This is a genomic window from Janthinobacterium sp. BHSEK (genome assembly GCF_056174685.1).
The window spans coordinates 1-16,725 of record NZ_JBWBYV010000014.1; the positions used below are offsets into that span (position 1 = coordinate 1).

16 protein-coding genes are annotated in these 16,725 nt (G+C 65.0%); 7 read left to right on the forward strand and 9 right to left on the reverse strand.

The window, feature by feature from the left end; genetic code table 11:
• Positions 1 to 187, forward strand: a 187-nt coding sequence (locus AC0V2Y_RS06560) for a hypothetical protein (RefSeq protein WP_475418325.1), incomplete at its 5' end; no start/stop codon positions are given.
• An 8-nt stretch (positions 188 to 195) separates the two neighbouring features.
• Here AC0V2Y_RS06560 and AC0V2Y_RS06565 read toward each other — a convergent pair.
• The 5 genes from AC0V2Y_RS06565 to AC0V2Y_RS06585 form a co-directional block, all read right to left on the reverse strand.
• Positions 196 to 1,209 (reverse strand): bile acid:sodium symporter family protein, encoded by a 1,014-nt coding sequence (locus tag AC0V2Y_RS06565; RefSeq protein WP_475417005.1) that lies wholly within the window; start codon positions 1,207 to 1,209, stop codon positions 196 to 198.
• A 200-nt stretch (positions 1,210 to 1,409) separates the two neighbouring features.
• A complete protein-coding gene (locus tag AC0V2Y_RS06570) occupies positions 1,410 to 1,772 on the reverse strand; it encodes a BON domain-containing protein (RefSeq protein WP_290604888.1) in 363 nt (120 codons plus the stop codon).
• A gap of 266 nt (positions 1,773 to 2,038) precedes the next feature.
• Positions 2,039 to 3,406 carry a sigma 54-interacting transcriptional regulator gene (locus tag AC0V2Y_RS06575; RefSeq protein ID WP_070312683.1) on the reverse strand — a complete coding sequence of 456 codons (1,368 nt, stop codon included), beginning with the start codon at positions 3,404 to 3,406 and terminating at the stop codon, positions 2,039 to 2,041.
• On the reverse strand, positions 3,403 to 3,945 hold the full coding sequence (locus tag AC0V2Y_RS06580) for a hypothetical protein (RefSeq protein WP_475417004.1): 543 nt from the start codon (positions 3,943 to 3,945) through the stop codon (positions 3,403 to 3,405). The genes AC0V2Y_RS06575 and AC0V2Y_RS06580 overlap by 4 nt, the downstream gene beginning before the upstream one ends.
• Complete coding sequence (locus AC0V2Y_RS06585; RefSeq protein WP_475417003.1) at positions 3,942 to 5,354, reverse strand: HAMP domain-containing sensor histidine kinase; 1,413 nt, start codon at positions 5,352 to 5,354, stop codon at positions 3,942 to 3,944. Before AC0V2Y_RS06585 ends, AC0V2Y_RS06580 begins: the two co-directional genes overlap by 4 nt.
• Positions 5,355 to 5,636: 282 nt before the next feature.
• Here AC0V2Y_RS06585 and AC0V2Y_RS06590 point away from each other — a divergent pair, with 282 nt between their 5' ends.
• The gene (locus tag AC0V2Y_RS06590; RefSeq protein ID WP_475417002.1) at positions 5,637 to 8,507 is read left to right on the forward strand and encodes an insulinase family protein; all 2,871 of its coding nucleotides are present in this window, start codon (positions 5,637 to 5,639) and stop codon (positions 8,505 to 8,507) included.
• Between the two features lie 123 nt (positions 8,508 to 8,630).
• On the opposite strand, the gene AC0V2Y_RS06595 is transcribed toward AC0V2Y_RS06590, so the two are convergent.
• Both AC0V2Y_RS06595 and AC0V2Y_RS06600 read right to left on the reverse strand, forming a co-directional pair.
• Positions 8,631 to 9,035: a VOC family protein gene (locus AC0V2Y_RS06595; protein ID WP_475417006.1), complete on the reverse strand. Its 405-nt coding sequence runs from the start codon at positions 9,033 to 9,035 to the stop codon at positions 8,631 to 8,633.
• A 57-nt stretch (positions 9,036 to 9,092) separates the two neighbouring features.
• Complete coding sequence (locus AC0V2Y_RS06600; protein ID WP_475417001.1) at positions 9,093 to 9,983, reverse strand: helix-turn-helix domain-containing protein; 891 nt, start codon at positions 9,981 to 9,983, stop codon at positions 9,093 to 9,095.
• A gap of 127 nt (positions 9,984 to 10,110) precedes the next feature.
• Here AC0V2Y_RS06600 and AC0V2Y_RS06605 point away from each other — a divergent pair, with 127 nt between their 5' ends.
• Positions 10,111 to 11,154, forward strand: coding sequence for a methyltransferase (locus tag AC0V2Y_RS06605; protein ID WP_475417000.1), 1,044 nt, complete (start codon positions 10,111 to 10,113; stop codon positions 11,152 to 11,154).
• Positions 11,155 to 11,271: 117 nt separating this feature from the next.
• Positions 11,272 to 12,024 (forward strand): SDR family oxidoreductase, encoded by a 753-nt coding sequence (locus tag AC0V2Y_RS06610; RefSeq protein ID WP_475416999.1) that lies wholly within the window; start codon positions 11,272 to 11,274, stop codon positions 12,022 to 12,024.
• On the opposite strand, the gene AC0V2Y_RS06615 is transcribed toward AC0V2Y_RS06610, so the two are convergent.
• Positions 12,021 to 12,920, reverse strand: a complete 900-nt coding sequence (locus AC0V2Y_RS06615) for a LysR substrate-binding domain-containing protein (RefSeq protein WP_070223293.1) — start codon at positions 12,918 to 12,920, stop codon at positions 12,021 to 12,023. The two genes, AC0V2Y_RS06610 and AC0V2Y_RS06615, sit on opposite strands and share 4 nt — an antisense overlap.
• 112 nt (positions 12,921 to 13,032) lie before the next feature.
• On the opposite strand from AC0V2Y_RS06615, the gene AC0V2Y_RS06620 reads away from it, so the two are divergent.
• Entirely contained in the window at positions 13,033 to 14,298 is a 1,266-nt protein-coding gene (locus AC0V2Y_RS06620; protein WP_475416998.1) for an MFS transporter, read from the forward strand.
• On the opposite strand, the gene AC0V2Y_RS06625 is transcribed toward AC0V2Y_RS06620, so the two are convergent.
• On the reverse strand, positions 14,295 to 14,954 hold the full coding sequence (locus AC0V2Y_RS06625) for a helix-turn-helix transcriptional regulator (protein ID WP_475416997.1): 660 nt from the start codon (positions 14,952 to 14,954) through the stop codon (positions 14,295 to 14,297). The genes AC0V2Y_RS06620 and AC0V2Y_RS06625 overlap by 4 nt on opposite strands.
• Positions 14,955 to 15,077: 123 nt before the next feature.
• On the opposite strand from AC0V2Y_RS06625, the gene AC0V2Y_RS06630 reads away from it, so the two are divergent.
• A complete protein-coding gene (locus AC0V2Y_RS06630) occupies positions 15,078 to 15,560 on the forward strand; it encodes a DUF2165 family protein (RefSeq protein WP_475416996.1) in 483 nt (160 codons plus the stop codon).
• Between the two features lie 67 nt (positions 15,561 to 15,627).
• Positions 15,628 to 16,725 (forward strand): efflux RND transporter periplasmic adaptor subunit, encoded by a 1,098-nt coding sequence (locus tag AC0V2Y_RS06635; protein ID WP_475416995.1) that lies wholly within the window; start codon positions 15,628 to 15,630, stop codon positions 16,723 to 16,725.

Sequence of the window (16,725 nt, forward strand, 5' to 3'; positions counted from 1 at the left end):
GCATGGTGACGTTTCAATCATTGCTGACAAGCCCCATACATTACAACACAAAAAATGCTTGAAAGATAACTTCTATATTGAACTGATTGTCCAGCAGTACCTCGCCCATGGCCTGGTGCACCAATCCACGGCTTTTCGCGCCGCGCAGGCAAAAAAATACCGCGCCAGGCGCGGTATGGGGAGCTGAGCCTTCGCTCAGGACGTCGCCGCCGGCACTTCCTGCCCCTCGTCGCGCCGCGCATAGCGCTGCGCAATCACGGCGCAAATCATCAGCTGAATCTGGTGGAACAGCATCAGCGGCAAAATCACCATGCCCAGCGAGTGCGTGGCAAACAGTACCTTGGCCATCGGTACGCCGCTGGCCAGGCTTTTCTTCGAGCCGCAGAAAACGATGGCGATCTCGTCTTCCTTGCTAAAGCCCAGGCGGCGGCTGATGAAGGTCATCAGGCCCAGGACCAGGGCCAGCAGCACGATGCTGAACACGCCCAGGGCGACCAAGGTTTCCACCGAGATCGTGTGCCACAGGCCTTCGCTGACGGCTTCGCTGAAGGCCGTGTAGACCACCAGCAAAATGGAACCCTGGTCGACGAATTTCAGCATGGCCTTGTGGCGGTCGACCCAGCGGCCGATCCAGCGGCGCAGGAACTGGCCGGCCAGGAAGGGCAGCAGCAGCTGCATGACGATCGACAATACCGCGTCGACCGACGACTTGCTTTCCGCGCCCTTGGCCACCAGCAAGCCCACCAGGATGGGCGCAAGGAAAATGCCGATGAAATTCGAGGCCGAAGCGCTGCAGATGGCGGCCGGCACATTGCCGCGCGCCATGGCCGTCAAGGCGATCGACGATTGCACGGTCGATGGCAAGGCGCACAGGAACAGGATGCCCACGTACAGCTCGGGCGTGAGGAAGGTCAGCGCCAGCGGACGCAGGGCCAGGCCCAGCAGGGGGAACAAAATAAACGTGCTGGCCAGCACCAGCAAATGCAGGCGCCAGTGCATGACGCCGGCCACCACGGCTTCGCGCGACAGCTTGGCCCCGTGCAGGAAGAACAGGGCGCCGATGGCGACAGTGGTGACATTGCCGAAGACCACGGCCGTCTGGCCCGTGCAGGGCAGGAAGCTGGCCAGCGCCACGGTGACGAGCAGGGCGATGGTGAAGTTGTCGGGTTTCAGATTGCGCAACAGGGCGGCGGGAGAAAAAGAAGACATGCGGTAGCCTGGTAGCGGCCCAGCCGTGCAACACTGCGCCGTGGATGACAAAAAGCGCCGGAATCGGCGCCAGTGCTGGCTATTCTAACCCCATTGCCGAGCTATCTGCCTGGAAGCAGGCGTAGCTTGTGGACACAATGGCACAAAAAAATGCCCTGTCCGCAGACAGGGCAACCCGGAGTAAAGTACAGCGCGAGGGATTAACCGGCGGCTTTGACTTTCAGCTCGTTCTTGATTTCTTTCACGCCGCTCACGGATGCGACGATCTGCACGACGCGGTCACCCGCTTCGGCGCTCGGTACATCGCCCGACAGGACGACCACACCTTGCTGGGTTGCTACCTTGACCGGCAGGGTAGCGGCTTGCGCATCGGCGCTCAGGGCGGCCTTGGCCGAGGAAGTGATGGTTTCATCAGGGACGGCAGCGGCGGCGTTGGCGGCCACGACGGTGTCAGCAGGAGCTTGTGCTTTTGGGGCGGAGTCAGCTGCATGCGAAGCGGTGATCGAGGCGCCCGACAGTACGATAGCGGCAACCAGGGTATTGAACAGTTTCGATGTTTGCATGGTAGTTCCTCTCAATGAAGTTAAAAGCTTCTTACTTGGATAAAGCAACACTTTGAAGCGTCACATCTCCCATACAGCAAGCACCGTGCCAGCTTTTAATTTTCCTTCAAAATCAACCACTTATATTCAAAGCCGATTTTCCCAGCCCGTTTCCGCCGGATCCGGCGCGAAAATCGGGGCTTTTTGTCGCCTGCCAGCGACAGCTTGTGGCAACAATATCAATGTTTCAGACTAAGCCGCTGATTTTTAACGCTTTATTTTTGTCGCTAATCAGCGACAGGGTCGCCGTCGGCCCGGAACAGGGCCGGCGTCAGCTCGTATTTCTGCAGTAAACGGTAGAACTCCGTGCGGTTGCGGTCGGCCAGGCGGGCCGCGTCGGCCACGTTGCCGTCCGTCAGGCGCAGCAGTTGGATCAGGTAGTCGCGCTCGAAGCGCTGCTTGGCTTCGTTGTAGCTGAGCGCTTCCAGCGATGGCACGCGCAAGGCCCGCTGCACCAGGCTCAGGGGCACCAGCGGCGCCGTGGCCAGCGCGCACACTTGCTCGACCACATTCACCAGCTGGCGCACGTTGCCGGGCCATGGCGCCGCCACCAGGGCCGTGAGCGCGTCGGGCGCAAAGCCGTTCAGCGGTTTCTGGTACTTGGCCGCCAGTTTCTGCAGGAAATGGTTCGCCAGCAGGGCGATGTCTTCGCGGCGTTCGGCCAGCGGCGGCAGGGTCAAGGTGACCACGTTGAGGCGGTAATACAGGTCTTCGCGGAATTGCCCTTCCGCCATGGCCACATCGAGGTCGCGGTGCGTGGCGGACAATAAGCGCACGTCGACGGGCCGCGTCTGGTCGGCGCCCACGGGCCGCACGGCCCGCTCCTGCAGCACGCGCAGCAATTTGACTTGCAGCGGCAGCGGCATGTCGCCGATCTCGTCCAGGAACAGGGTGCCGCCATCGGCCGCCTGAAATAAACCTTCGCGGTTGCCGACGGCGCCCGTAAACGAGCCTTTCACGTGACCGAACAGTTCCGATTCCAGCAGCTGCTCGGGGATGGCGCCGCAATTGACGGCGATGAACGGCGCCTTGGCGCGGCGGCTGGCGTTGTGCAGCGCGCGCGCCAGCAATTCCTTGCCCGTGCCGCTGGGGCCGCGGATCAGGATGCTGGCGTCGGAGCCGGCCACCAGCTTGGCTTCGGCCAGCAGCTCGGCCATCTGCGCACTGCGGCTGATCAGTTCGGCACGCCAGCTTTCGTCGCCGGACGCCGGCGCCGGCATGACGGTGGACAAGTTGATGGCGTACGCCACCTTTTCCATCAAGAGCTTGCCGTCGAACGGCTTCGTCAGGTAGGCAAACGCGCCGCGCGCCGTCGCGTCGACGGCGTCGGGAATGGTGCCGTGCGCCGTCAGCAAAATGACGGGCAGGGCCGCGTGCTGGCGGCGGATTTCATCGAACAGGGCCAAGCCGTCGCGACCCGGCAATTGCACGTCGGTAATAACCAGGGCCGGCAATTCCACGGCCAGGCGCGCCAGCGCCGCTTCCGCGCTGCCCACGGCCGTCACGCGATAGTTGCCCGCCTTCAAGCGGATGGTCAGCAGGCGCAGCAGGTCGGGGTCGTCGTCGACCAATAGAATGTGGGCGTGCTCGCTCATTTCGCCGCTCCCGCGGCAGGGCGCACGGACAGGCTGCGCTCGATGTTTTTCAGTGCTTCCAGCTTTTCATTGAGCAAGTCGTTGCGGCGCTGGGCGTCGCGCAGCTGGGTGTTGAGCTTGTCGATGCTGTCGTCCTGGCGGCGCAGTTCCCCGTACTGGCTGCTGAGCAATTGCACCAGCGGCGCCAGCAGCTGCGCGTCCTTGCCCGTGGCCGTAGCCAGCGGTTCCAGCAAGGCTTGCGCGCGGGCCAGGTCGCCGGGGCCGCGCACGGTCGCCTGCAGCATGGCGCGGCGGATCGTGTTGTGCGGCGCGTGATCGGCTTTCGCCAGGTCCAGCTGCGCTTTCGCCAGTTCCGACGGCGTCATCAGGCGCAAGGCGCTTTGATACGCCAGCAGTTCGGCCAGCTGGGGGTCCATCACCACCACCACGCGCGGCGGCGTCTGCACCAGCACGGGCGTCTGGGTGGGGGGCTTGGCGGCGCAGGCGCCCAACAGCAGCGCACAGGCGGCCATGCCGGCCAGGGAAGTTCTCGTCATCATAAGGGCAGTTCTATCCGAAAATGCGCGCCAGCCTGGCGCGGTAAAAGAGTGACGCTGCCATCGTGGGCGGCGATATATTCGCGCACGATGGACAGGCCGATGCCATTGCCGTTGCGCGCGCCGGCCGCCTGGCGCACTCCCTGGTAAAACGGTTCAAAAATGCGCGCGGCATCCTCGGGCGCCACGCCGGCCCCCTCGTCGATGCAATCGATGCGCACACGGCCGCCTTCGCAAGCCAGGCTGAAACGCACGGTGCCGCCTTCCGGGCTGAAGCGCACGGCATTCGACAGCAGGTTCGCCAGGGCCGTCGCCAGCTTGTCGCGGTCGGCCTGCACGATCAGGGACTCGCCCTGCACCTCGACCGTCAAACGGCGCGCCAGCCATTGCAGGCGCTGCCCGGCAACCACATCTTGCAGCAAGACAAGCAAATCGACCTTGCTGTGCGCCAGGTGCTGAGCGTCAAAAGCGGCGGTATTGTAGCGCAGCAAGTCTTCGATCTGGGTTTGCAGGGACGCCGTGTTTTGCTGCAGGATGCCGGCGATTTCGCGCTGGCTGTCGCTGAGCTTGCCTGCCACCTCGTCTTCCAGCAAGGCCACGCCTTCGCGCAGGGCCGCCAGCGGCGTTTTCAGCTCATGCGAAATGTGGCGCAGAAAACGTTCCTTGTCGGCATCGAGGTCAGCCAGGCGCTGGCGCAGCCAGTCCAGCTGCTGGCCCAGGCGGCGCGTGTCGGCCGGGCCGCCGACGACGATGGGCTGGTCGTAGCGCTTCTCGCCCAGGCGCTCGATGGCCGTCTCGATGCGGCGCAGCGGGCGCGAGAGTAAAAAACCGAAGCAGGTGGCCAGCACGGCCGCCAGCAGCACGGCGCCGCCCACCAGCACGCCCAGCAGGCGGCGCTGGCGTTCCAGCTCGGCCAGCAGTGCGTCGTTGCGGCTGCCGATTTCCGTCTTGCTTTCGCGCGCCAGGCTGTCATTGATCTGCGTCATGCGGGCAAACGCGCGGTACACGACGGCGTGGCCATCGCGCTTGCGGCGTTTTCCGGCTTGCAAGACTTCCCAGGCCGATTGCGCCTGCGCCGTCCATTCGTCGGCCAGCTGTGGAGCGAATTCGGGCGTGGCACGGTTCAGCACTTGCAGCGCCGCCGCCGCTTCGTCGCGCGCCGCCGCGTAGCGCTCGCGGAAGACGGGATCGTCCAGCACGAGGAACTGGCGCGCGCTGCGTTCCATGGCCAGGGTGCGCTCGGACAGGCGCTGCGACTGTTCCGTCAGGGCGATCGCCTGCGCCGCCGTCTCGCGCCCCAGGCGCGCCAGGTGCTCCAGGGTCAGCAGGGCTTGCACGGAAGTGGCCGTCAAGATACCCGTCGTCAAAATGAAGGCGGCAAATAACAGTTGGCGAAAAGAAAGTCGGGACAAGGTAGGCGCCTTCGGTTCAGTCTGGAGTGCAAAAGGCGCATGGTACGCTAAGCCCCCATCCTGGGGCGCCACCTGTCCAAATTAGTTTATTTTGCAACATTGTTGCTTTTCCGGCCGACAAGCGAGGCCCGGCGGCGGCGCGCGGATACTCCTAGTACAATAGGGAAAAACTTCACGCAGGCATCAAAGTGGCCCCGCCCCTGGCATTGCGCCGCTTTGCCCCCACATGTGATGCAGCCCCACCGACACTCCGAATCACCTACCGCAGAGATCCCATACCGCATGAGCACATTTGAAAAAGTCAGCAGCAACTTCATTCCAGTCTTGCAGGCAACCATCGAGCAATATGTCGAGCCAGCAACGGGCATGCGCCATATCCACATGCATACCGAGCAGGCTGAGATGGTGTTCCTGGTGGCCTTTCCCACTGTGCCGGAAGTGAGCGACGGACGCGCCCACATCCTCGAACACCTGGCCCTGTGCGGTTCGTCGCGCTACCCGGTGCGCGACCCCTTCTTCTCGATGCTGCGCCGCTCGACGGCCACCTTCATGAATGCGATGACCTATCCGGACCGCACCGTGTACCCGTTCGCCAGCACCGACCGCAAGGATTTCTTCAACCTGCTCGACGTCTACCTCGATGCGGCCTTCTTCCCCAATCTCGATTATCTGAACTTCCGCCAGGAAGGCTGGCGCCACGCGTTCGAAGGCGACAAGCTGGTGTACCAGGGCATCGTCTTCAATGAAATGAAGGGCGCCTTCAACAGCCCCATGCGCGCGCTCGACAGCGGCATCGCCAGCGCCTTGCTCAAGGGCACGACGTATGAAGTGGAATCGGGCGGCGATCCGCTGAACATTCCCGAGCTGACGCACGACATGCTGAAAGAATTCCACGCCAGCCACTATCACCCTTCGCAAGCCGTGATCATGACCTCCGGCAATATCGAAGCGTCGGCCGTGCAGGAGCAAGTCGCCGAGCGCGTGCTGTCCAAGCTCAGCGGCTTTAGCCCGCGCCGCCTGCCGCAGCTGGCGCCCGCGTGGACGGCGCCGCAGGAAAACATCGTCAAAATTCCGTCGCAGGAAGCGCGCGACGATGAATTCGGCCTGCAATTCGCCTGGCTGATGGGCGAATCGAGCGACCCCATCGCCTACTACCACGCGCATTTGCTGTCGCACGGCTTGCTCGGCGAATCGTCGGCGCCCGTCATGCGCGCCATGGAATCGGCCGGCTATGGCCGCCCATCGGACATGAATGGCCGCGACGCGGGCATCCGCCAGATGGTGTTCCACATCGGCATGGAAGGCTTGACGCAGGAACAGATCGCCGACGCGCACCAGCGCATCTGGACGGCGCTGGAAGAAACGGCGGAAGAGGGTATTCCCGCCGCCGTGCTGCACGCGGCCTTGCGCGACATCAAATACAGCCAGCGCGAAATCAGCAGCGGCCGCATGCCTTACGGCCTGGGCCGTTTGCTGCACGCCTTGCCGCTGGCCATGTACGACGGCAACGTGATGGATGCGTTCGACAATGCGGCCATCCTGGAAACGCTGGAGCAGCAGATCGAAGATCCGGCCTTCTTCAAGCAGCTGGTGCGCGAGCTGATTGCCAATCCTACCCGCTTGACGACGCACGTGGTGCCCGATGCCGCCTATTTCACGGACCGCGCCGCGCAGGAAGACGCCAAACTGGCGGCCCTGCAGGCAAAGCTGACGGATGCCGAGCGCGAACACATCGTGGCCGAGTCCGCCGCGCTGGAAGCGCACCAGCAACTGCCGTCGAATTCGGAAGTGCTGCCGCGCATCCGCCCCGGCGACGTCAGCGCCGCGCCGCGCCCGGCCCTGCCGATTCCACCGGCCGTCGATGGCGCCGTGGCGTTCAGCATTGCCTCGAACGGCATCAGCTATGCCAACGTGCTGTACGACGTGTCGGGCTTGCCGGAAGCGTCGTGGCCCTGGCTGCGTTTATATACGGACCTGGCGCCGGAACTGGGCGTGGGCGACATGTCGTTCGACGACGCCAGCGCCTGGCGCCAGAGCATGGTGCCTTCGTTCCACATCGGCCTGGAAGCCATCCCGCGCCCGCAGCAAGCGATGCGCGTGGAACTCTCGTTCTCGGCCAGCGGCTTGCGCGAAGAACACGCGGCCATCGCCGCCGTGCTGTCGGCCTGGATCGCCAAGCCCCGCTTCGATGAAGAAGAGCGCTTGGCTTTCTTGATCGAAAGCCTGGTGCAAGACAAACTCTCCAGCCTGGCCGAATCGGGCAACCGCTACGCCATGCTGGCCTCGGCAGCGCCCCTGTCGCCGACGCGCCGCTTCGACGACATCGTCGGCGGCCCGGCAGCGCTGCCGTTCTACCGCCGTTTGCAGCAGCTGAGCAAGACGTCGGCAGGCTTGCAGGAAATCGCGCGCGAACTCGACACCCTGCACGCGCACATCATCGCCCAGCAACCGACCGTGCTGTGCGCGGGCCTGGAACAGGATGGCATCACCCTGGCACGTCTGCTCGAGTTGCCAGCCGCCAGCACGGATGCGGCCGCACCTGCCGTTGCCGCCGCACCGGTCGCCTTGCCACTGGCCAACACGGCCCTGCATGCGACGAGCCAGATCAACCATTGCTTCGTTTCCTGGGCCGTGCCCGGCGTGCACAATCCGGACGCGTCGGCCCTGGCCGTGGCTGCCGAACTGATGACCAATCAGGTGCTGCATACGGCCCTGCGCGAAAAAGGCGGCGCGTATGGCGGCAGCGCCAGCTACGCGGCCGGCGCCGGCACGTTCACGCTGAGTTCCTACCGCGATCCGCGCCTGGCCGGCACGTATGCCGACTTCGGCACGACGCTCGACCAGATCCTCGACGGCGATTTCTCGCAAGAGCAGGTGGAAGAAGCCATCATCTGCGTCATCAAGGGCCTCGACAAGCCGCACTCGCCGTACGCGGAAGCGCTGACGGCCTGGAACATGCAGCAGCGGGGCACGACGGAAGCCGTGCGCCAGCAGTTCCGCACCGGCGTGCTCAATTGCACCCTGGCGCAGATCAAGGACGTCACGCGCACCTGGCTGAAAAACGGCCAGCAAAGCCGCGCCGCGTTTGCGGGCAATACGACGCAAGACCTGGCAGGCCTGGACGTGGTCGATCTGCTGGCGCTGGCTTCCTAAGCTGGCCGGTGACGTCGGATTACGCGCGGCTTTGCCGCGCTAATCCGACCTACCCGATCTGCCTGAGCCATAGCGTAGGTCGGATTAGCGGCGGTACGCCGCGTAATCCGACACCACCACCGATCAGCCAGGTACGGCGCCTGCCTCCATATACATCAATTCCCACTGATGCCCATCGGGGTCCTGGAAACTGTGGCCATACATGAAGCCGAAATCGATCGGCTCCTTGTAGATGCTGCCGCCCGCCTGGACGGCTTTCGCCACCAGCGCGTCGACCTCGCCCCGGCTCTCGGCCGACAGGCACACGAGTACTTCCGTCGCCACCGTGGTATCGCACAGCTGCTTGGGCGTGAATTGCTTGAATTTGTCGTGCGTCAACAGCATCACGAAGATATCGTCGGCGACGATCATGCAGGTCGCCGTTTCATCCGTGAAATGGGCATTGAAACTGAAGCCCAGCGCCGTGAAAAACGCCACGGAACGCTCGAGCGACTGAACGGGCAGATTGACAAAGATTTTGCGGGCCATCATGTCTCCTTGTGGGTCGTATGAATAGTTGCTGCCCGCCGATTCTACACCGGCTTTTTACACGCCCGCGCGGCCCACGGTCTTCGGTGCGTAGCCGAAATAGCGGCTGAAGGCGGCGCTGAAATTGGCCGGGTGGCGATACCCCGTTTGCCAGCCCGCCTGCGCCACCTGGCAACCATTTTCCAGCAGTAATTTTGCACGCTGCATGCGCAGCGCCAGCAGCGTGCGCTGCGGGCTGTCGTTGTAGCGGTAACGCCATCCCTGCTTGAGTTTGAACAAACTCAAGCCCGTTTGCGCGCACAGGTAATCGAGCGTGAGTGCCTGCGCCATCTGCTCCTGCATCAGCGCGTGGACGCGCTCCAGTTTCATGATGTCGGCCTCGGACCAGCGCGGCACGGGCGCGGGCGTTGGCCGCAGTGTCCGCAGCTGTTCCGCCAGGATACTCAGCACGCCGATATGCACGGCCAGCGGGTCCGTCGCGCGCAGCAGTGAACGGGCGTGCAGGGCGGCGGCAGCCGTCGTTGTGGCATGCGCCAGCTGGCGCGCGCCGCCGTGGGGCAGCAGGGACGCCAAACCCTCGGGCCAGTAGCGCGCCAGCGCCTCTTCATCGACCAGCACGCGCAATTGCGCCGCCCGTTGATGCGCCTCGAAACGGCGCTCGCCGCTGACGTGGCGAAACACCGTCATGGTCGTATGGCCGCCCTGGAAACGCAATTGTTCGCCATCGCGCGTGACGTAGCCGGACGCGCCTTCCAGGCCGATGGTGATCACCATGCCGCCCCCGTCGTCATGCTGCGATGGTTCGACGAGTGCAAGCCGTGGCCGATAGTCGGAATGCACGAGCAGCACGCCCTGGTCGACCTGGCGCTGGTCGGCGCGGCACTCTTTCAACCCCGGCTCCAGCTGGCGCCGCGTCCAGCCTGCCGCTTCCCTGTCCTGTTCCCTCATCGCTCCTCCCGTTTTCCGCGCGCCGTCGCGCATACGAAATGCGCCTTGCCGCATACAAATGCAAATGATAACTATTCTCATTGTTGCATAAAATGACCCTGATGCCCACCACGCCGAAAGGAAGATCATGTCATTCGATACGCAACACGCTTTGCAGCCGTACTGGGACCTGGCCGTCGCGCCCGTTCAGGCGGACGGCCTGGCCGCTGCCCTGGAACTGGGCATTTTCGAGGTGCTGGCCACGCCGCACACGCCGGCGCAGCTGGCCGCAACCCTGTCGCTGCATGCGCCGCACACGGCCCTGCTGCTGGAATTACTCTGGAGCATGCAAATATTGGAACGCGATGGGGCCGATGCGGATACGGATGCAAGCGCACAACGCTACCGTTGCACGGCCACCACCTTGCAGTATTTCTGCCGCGACTCCGTTGCCTTTTGCGGCGACGCCTGGCTGTACCGGCTGCACGCGCTGCGCCATTTCGCCACGCAGCTGCACACGCTGGTGCGCGAGGGCGGCAAGGCGGCGCCGTACAGCACGGCCAATGGCGTCAACTGGGCCGCCGCCGCCCAGCAGCAAATCGGCCAGGAGCAGCGCGCCGTCACCATGCGCGCCGCCCTGTGCGTGATGCAGCGCGTCGCGCCGTTTGCGGACGGCAACACGCCGCTGCACCTGCTCGATGTGGGGGGCGGCCCCGGCTGGGTGGCCATTGCGCTGGCGCAAGCCCATGCGGGCTTGCACGGCTGCGTTTTCGACTGGCCGGAAACGGTGGCCGTGGCCGCCGCGAACATCGCCCATGCGCAACTATCCGGCCGCCTGGAGACCCTGGGCGGCGACCTGGACAGCGACGATATCGGCGGCGGCTATGACCTCATCTGGTGCTCGTCCGTGCTGCATTTCGTGCCCGACATGGCGGGCGCCTTGCGCAAGATGCAAGCGGCGTTGAAACCCGGTGGCGTGCTCGTCTGCGTGCAGGCGGAAATCGCGGCGGCACCGGGCGACGCGGCGCGCGTGCTGCCGTATTACTTGCCGATGCGCATGCTGGGCCGCGCGGTGACACGGCACGGTGAATTGGCCCAGCTGCTGCGCGACACGGGCTGGCGGCAAGTAGAGCAATACGGCGCCAGCGATTTTCCCATGGCGCCCGTACAAGTGCTGATTGCTCGCGCCTAACAATTATCATTTAATAATTATCTTTTTTATAGCAAGAAAGGACGCAAATGCGCTAAGCTGTGCCGGCATTGATCGATGTCATCCGCAGCACTGTGCTGCCTTCACAAGGAACCCATCATGAGTCAAGCTATTGCAGGGAAAGTCGTCGTCATCACCGGTGCCAGCAGCGGCCTGGGCGAAGCCACCGCGCGCCACCTGGCCGCATTGGGCGCCTGCGTCGTGCTCGGCGCGCGCCGCATGGATTTGCTCACCATCCTCGCCGAGGAAATCACGGCCGCCGGCGGCCAGGCCGCCGTTTCCCAGACCGACGTCACGGTGCCTGCCGACGTCAAGAATCTGATCGACACGGCCCTGGCCGTGTTCGGCAAGGTCGACGTGCTGATCAACAATGCGGGACTGATGGCCATCGCGCCGATGAGCGCCTTGAAGGTCGACGAGTGGAACAACATGATCGATATCAACATCAAAGGCGTGCTCAACGGCATCGCCGCCGTCCTGCCGCATTTCCAGGCGCAAAACAGCGGCCACTTCATCAATATTTCGTCGGTGGCGGGGCTAAAAGTCTTCAGCCCGGGCGGCACCGTCTACAGCGGCACCAAGTTTGCCGTCAGTGCCATTTCGGAAGGCTTGCGCCACGAGCTGGCGGCCAGCGGCGGCACCATCCGCACCACCGTCATTGCGCCGGGCGCCGTCGACACGCAATTGAGCCAGGGCAGCAGCCACGCCGAGAGCGCCAAGGCCGTCAAGGAGTTCTACCAGATCGCCATTCCCGCCGATGCCGTGGCGCGCGCCATCGCGTATGCGATCGAGCAGCCGGCCGACGTGGATATCAATGAGATCGTGCTGCGCCCGACGGCGCAGGCGTTTTAAGCGGCATCCTGTTGCAGCGACTCGATGATCAGGCCGGCCAGGCGCTCGACGGGCGGCCTGGACACGCTTGAGGCGCGCAGCAATTCCAGCGACAGCGGGGGCAGGGCGGGCAAGCCCGCTTCCACGTGATCGAGCGCGCGCACGGTCGAGGGCAAGCCCAGGCCCGTGCGCACCGTCACGCCCAGCCCGGCTGCCGCCGCCGCCCACAGTCCCGCCAGGCTGGGACTGGTAAACGCCGTGCGCCAGGCGATGCCGGCCCCATCGAGCGCCTGCGTGGCGCAGCGCTGGAACAGGCATTCGCGGTCGAACGTAATGAGCGGCAGCGGCTCGCCCGACTCGGGGCGCCAGGCCAGGCTGGACGAGGCGATCCAGCGCATGGAAGGTTCGGCAATATGCTGGCGCTGCTGCTGCGGATATTCGGCCACGTCGGCGATGCAGGCGCCGCCCCACAGCAGGGCCAGGTCCAGCTGCCCCATGGCCAGCCCTTCCATCAGGGCCGTGTTGCGCGCCACGTGCGCCTCGATGCGCACTTTCGGATGCGCGCGGGCAAAACGCCCCAACACGTCGGGCAGCAAGGCTTCGCCGAAATCCTCTTGCAGGCCCAGCCTGATCCAGCCTTCCAGTTCCGCCCCGCGCAAGGCGACGGCCGCCTCGTCGTTGAGCTCCAGCAGACGGCGCGCATAACCGAGCAGCACATCGCCGGCCGGCGTCAGCGCCAGCCCCCGGCCATCCTTGCGGAACAGGGGCATGCCCGCCTGCTCCTCAAGTTTTTTCAGCTGCGCGCTGACGGCCGAGGTGGAACGGCCCACCTTGTCGGCCGCGCGGGCAAAGCTGCCCAGCTCGATGCCAGCCACATAGCTGCGCAGAAAGGCGATGTCGAAATTAAGCAGGCTCATGGCGTGGAAGCAATCGTCCGGTTTTTTGGGATGGTGCAGCGTAAATTATCTGATATTCAGAATGATCGTAGCGCGCGACACTGTCAGGGTCAACCACTTTTATCTCCCTGCCATGAGCCCCCGTTGCCAAGCCATTTCCGTTCCTGTCCCCGTCACCGCGCCCGTGCTGGGCGACGCCCATCGCTGGAAAGTACTGGCCGTCGGCGTGGCGGCCAATGCCAGCTTTTCCGCTGCCGCCAATGGCATGCCTACCACGGCCATCTGGCTGCGCAGCGGCTATCACCTGAGCAATACAGAACTGGGGGTGGCGCTGGGCGCCATGGGCTTGGGCGTGGCCCTGACCGAATTACCATGGGGCATGGCCACCGACCGCTGGGGCGACCGCCCCGTGCTGCTGACCGGCTTGCTGGGCACCATGCTGGCGCTGTTGACCTTGCTGCTGTGGATCACGCCCGCTGACGGGTCCGTGCCGCCCTTATGGGCGCTGGCGGCCGGGCTGGCGCTGGTCGGCGTGCTGGGCGGCAGCGTGAACGGCGCCAGCGGCCGCGCCGTGATGCGCTGGTTCGGCCCGGGCGAACGGGGTTTCGCCATGAGCATCCGCCAGACGGCCGTGCCGCTGGGCGGCGGCCTCGGCGCCCTCGTCCTGCCCAGTCTGGCATCGTCCTACGGCTTCATGCCCGTGTTTGGCGCCCTGGCCCTCGTATGCGGCCTGTCGGCGTTTTTTACGTGGCGATGGATGCATGAGCCCGATTTCTCTGCCGAGGCCGCCAAGGGGCCGCAAAACGCGTCCACGGGCATGTCTGAGGTGATGCCACCGCAACCTTTACGCAATCGTAAAGTCTGGCGCATGGTGGCGGCCATCGGCTTGCTGTGCGTGCCGCAGTTTGCCGTGCTCAGCTACGCCACCGTCTTCCTGCACGACCATGGCCGCCTGGGCCTGGCAGCCATCACCGCCGTGATGGTGGCCTTGCAGGCGGGCGCCATGGTGATGCGCATCTGGAGCGGACGCCACACGGACCGCCACGCGAACCGGCCCGCCTACCTGCGCGGCTCGGCCCTGGTGGCGCTGGCCGCGTTCATTTTGCTCGGATGCATCGCCTGGACGCATGCGCCGGGCTGGCTGCTGATGGCCGCCGTGGTGCTCGCAGGCATCGCCGTGTCCGCCTGGCATGGCGTGGCCTACACGGAGCTGGCGACCCGCGCCGGCGCCGCCAATGCGGGCACGGCCCTGGGCATGGCGAACACGGCCGTCTACGTGGGGCTGTTCCTCACGCCCCTCGCCATCCCGCACCTGCTGGCGGCCAGCAGCTGGCCCGTCGTGTGGTGGCTGGCGGGGCTGGTGGCGCTGCTGACCTGGCCGCTGTTTCCTGACGCTTAAGGCAACAGAGAAATGCGATAAACGCAGCGCATCGCATTGGCCAGCACGTGCTGCTCGCGCACGATGCTGGCGCTTGGCCCCACCACTTCCTGGAACAGCTGCAGCTCGGAGCGGCAAAAGCCCTGACAGGTGCGCGCAGCCGCGCAGATGGGGCAGTGGTCTTCGATCAGCAGCCAGTCGTCGCCCTCCGCTTCCACGCGCGCCATATACCCCTCTTCATCGCGCACGGCGGCCAGCTGCCGCAAGCGCGTGGGCAAGTCCGGCGCCGAGCACGCGAGCGCATACGCGCTGCGGCTTTCCTCTTCGCGCTGCGTGATCAGTTTATCCAGCCCCGCCTCGCCGAACAGCTGGCGCACGGAGCCGATCAGCTTGATCGTCAGCTGCGCATGCGTGTCGGGAAAGCGCGCATTGCCCGCCTCCGTCAAGACCCAGTTCTGCCGCGGCCGTCCCGCGCCCGCCTGCGCCTCCTGGCGCCCCTCGATCAGGCCCGCCGCCACCAGCTTTTGCACTTGCTGGCGCGCCGCCTCGCCCGTCATGTCCAGGGTCTTGGCCAGGGTCGCCGTGGAGACGGGTCCCTTGGTCTTGATGAAATACAGGATGCGCTCCGTCGTTTGCGGCGCCTCGCTATTATCCAAACGTTTACTTGTGTAATTCATTTCGCTCAACTATCATGGGGCCAGTTAACCAACTAATTGCTTGTATAATAGGCCGGTAGCTCCCCGCTGTCGAGGAGTTTCCACGTCCGCATGCCGGCAAGACACTCTTTGGACTGGAATCCCATGCAGCTGCAACACTCGATCTGGCTGTTTCACGCCATCCTCGCTACCGGCCTGGCCACCTGGCTGACCCTGGCCGCCATCAACAACCTGCACGCCTTCCACGGCTCCGTCTGGGCCATCGGCAACACCATGCGCATGGACCCGCTGCGCCAGGACCCGACCATCCAGACGCCGCTGCTGCGCCGCGCCCTCACCTCATTGACCTTGCACCGGCTGGCGCTGGGCGTGGTGCTGGCCTTGCAACTGCTGGCCGCCATCGCCGCCTGGACGGGCGTGGCGCTGTTGTTCGGCGGCGGCCTGGCCGCCGGCTTGCCCTGGCTGAACCTGGCCTTGTGCGCCATGGCCGCCTTTTTGCTGCTGATGCACCTGGGCGGCCTGTGGTTCGGCTACTGGATCGCGCAGGAAGGCTTGCAGACGACGCACCTGGTGCTGCTGCTGTGGACCATGGCGCTGTTTTTCACCTTCAACGCGCAGCGGACCTGATCAGCCTCCGCTGCGCCTCTTCTTCCCTTTGTACTTTTCCCTTTGTACTGCTGTAAAGGACTTCATCATGAATACGAAAATCGTCGGCGCCTCCGCGCTGGCCATCGCCCTGGCCGTCGCGGGCGCCGCGCTGTACCCCCGTGCCGACTCCCATGCGGCCGATGCCGCCTCCCCCGCCACCAAGGTGGCGCTGGTCCCCGTCGTGCTGGGCACGCAGGAACGCTTTTTTGCGGGCGTGGGCGAACTGGAAGCGGCGCGGCAGGTGCAGGTGGCCGCCGAAACGGGCGGCCGGATCACGCAGATCCGCTTCGCATCGGGCCAGAGCGTGGCGGCCGGCGCCGTGCTGGTACAGCTCAATGACGCGCCGGAACAGGCAATGCTGCTGCGCCAGCGCGCGCAGCTGAAAAACGCGGAAAGCAGCCATGCGCGCACGGCGCAGATGGTCAAGGACAAGGCGGCCACGCAGGAGCAATTGGATAGCGCCCTGGCCGCGCGCGACGCGGCGCTGGGCGACGTGCGTCAGACGGAGGCGCTGATCGCGCAAAAGACCATCCGCGCCCCGTTCGCGGGACAGCTGGGCATCCGCAAGGTGCACGCGGGACAGTACCTGAACGCGGCCGACACGGTGGCCAGCCTGATCGACACGAAATCCTTGCTGGTGAACTTCGCCCTCGATGAACAGAGCAGCGCGAAGCTGGCGCCGGGCCAGGCCGTGCAAGTGCTGGTGGACGCCTATCCCGATGACATCTTCACGGCGAAGATCAACGCCATCGACCCGCTGATCGACCGCTCGCGCATGGTGCAGGTGCAGGCGGCGCTCAGCAATCCGCGCGGCGCCTTAAAAGCCGGCATGTACGCGAATGTGCGCGTGGCGCGCGAAGCGGGCCAGCAGCTGACGGTGCCGGAAACGGCCGTGACCTACAGCGCCTACGGCGACACCGTGTTTGTCGCGCAGCAGGAAGGCAAGCAGCCGCTCACCGTCAAGCGCGTGGGCGTCAAACTGGGCGAGCGGGCAGGAGGCCGTGTCGCCATCCTGGACGGCTTGCGCGAGGGGCAGCGCGTGGTCGCTTCGGGCCAGCTGAAACTGGCCGACGGCATGGCCGTGCAAGCCGTGGCCAATACCCTGGACGAGGCCAAGCGCGCCGCGCCCAAGGCCGGCTCCTAA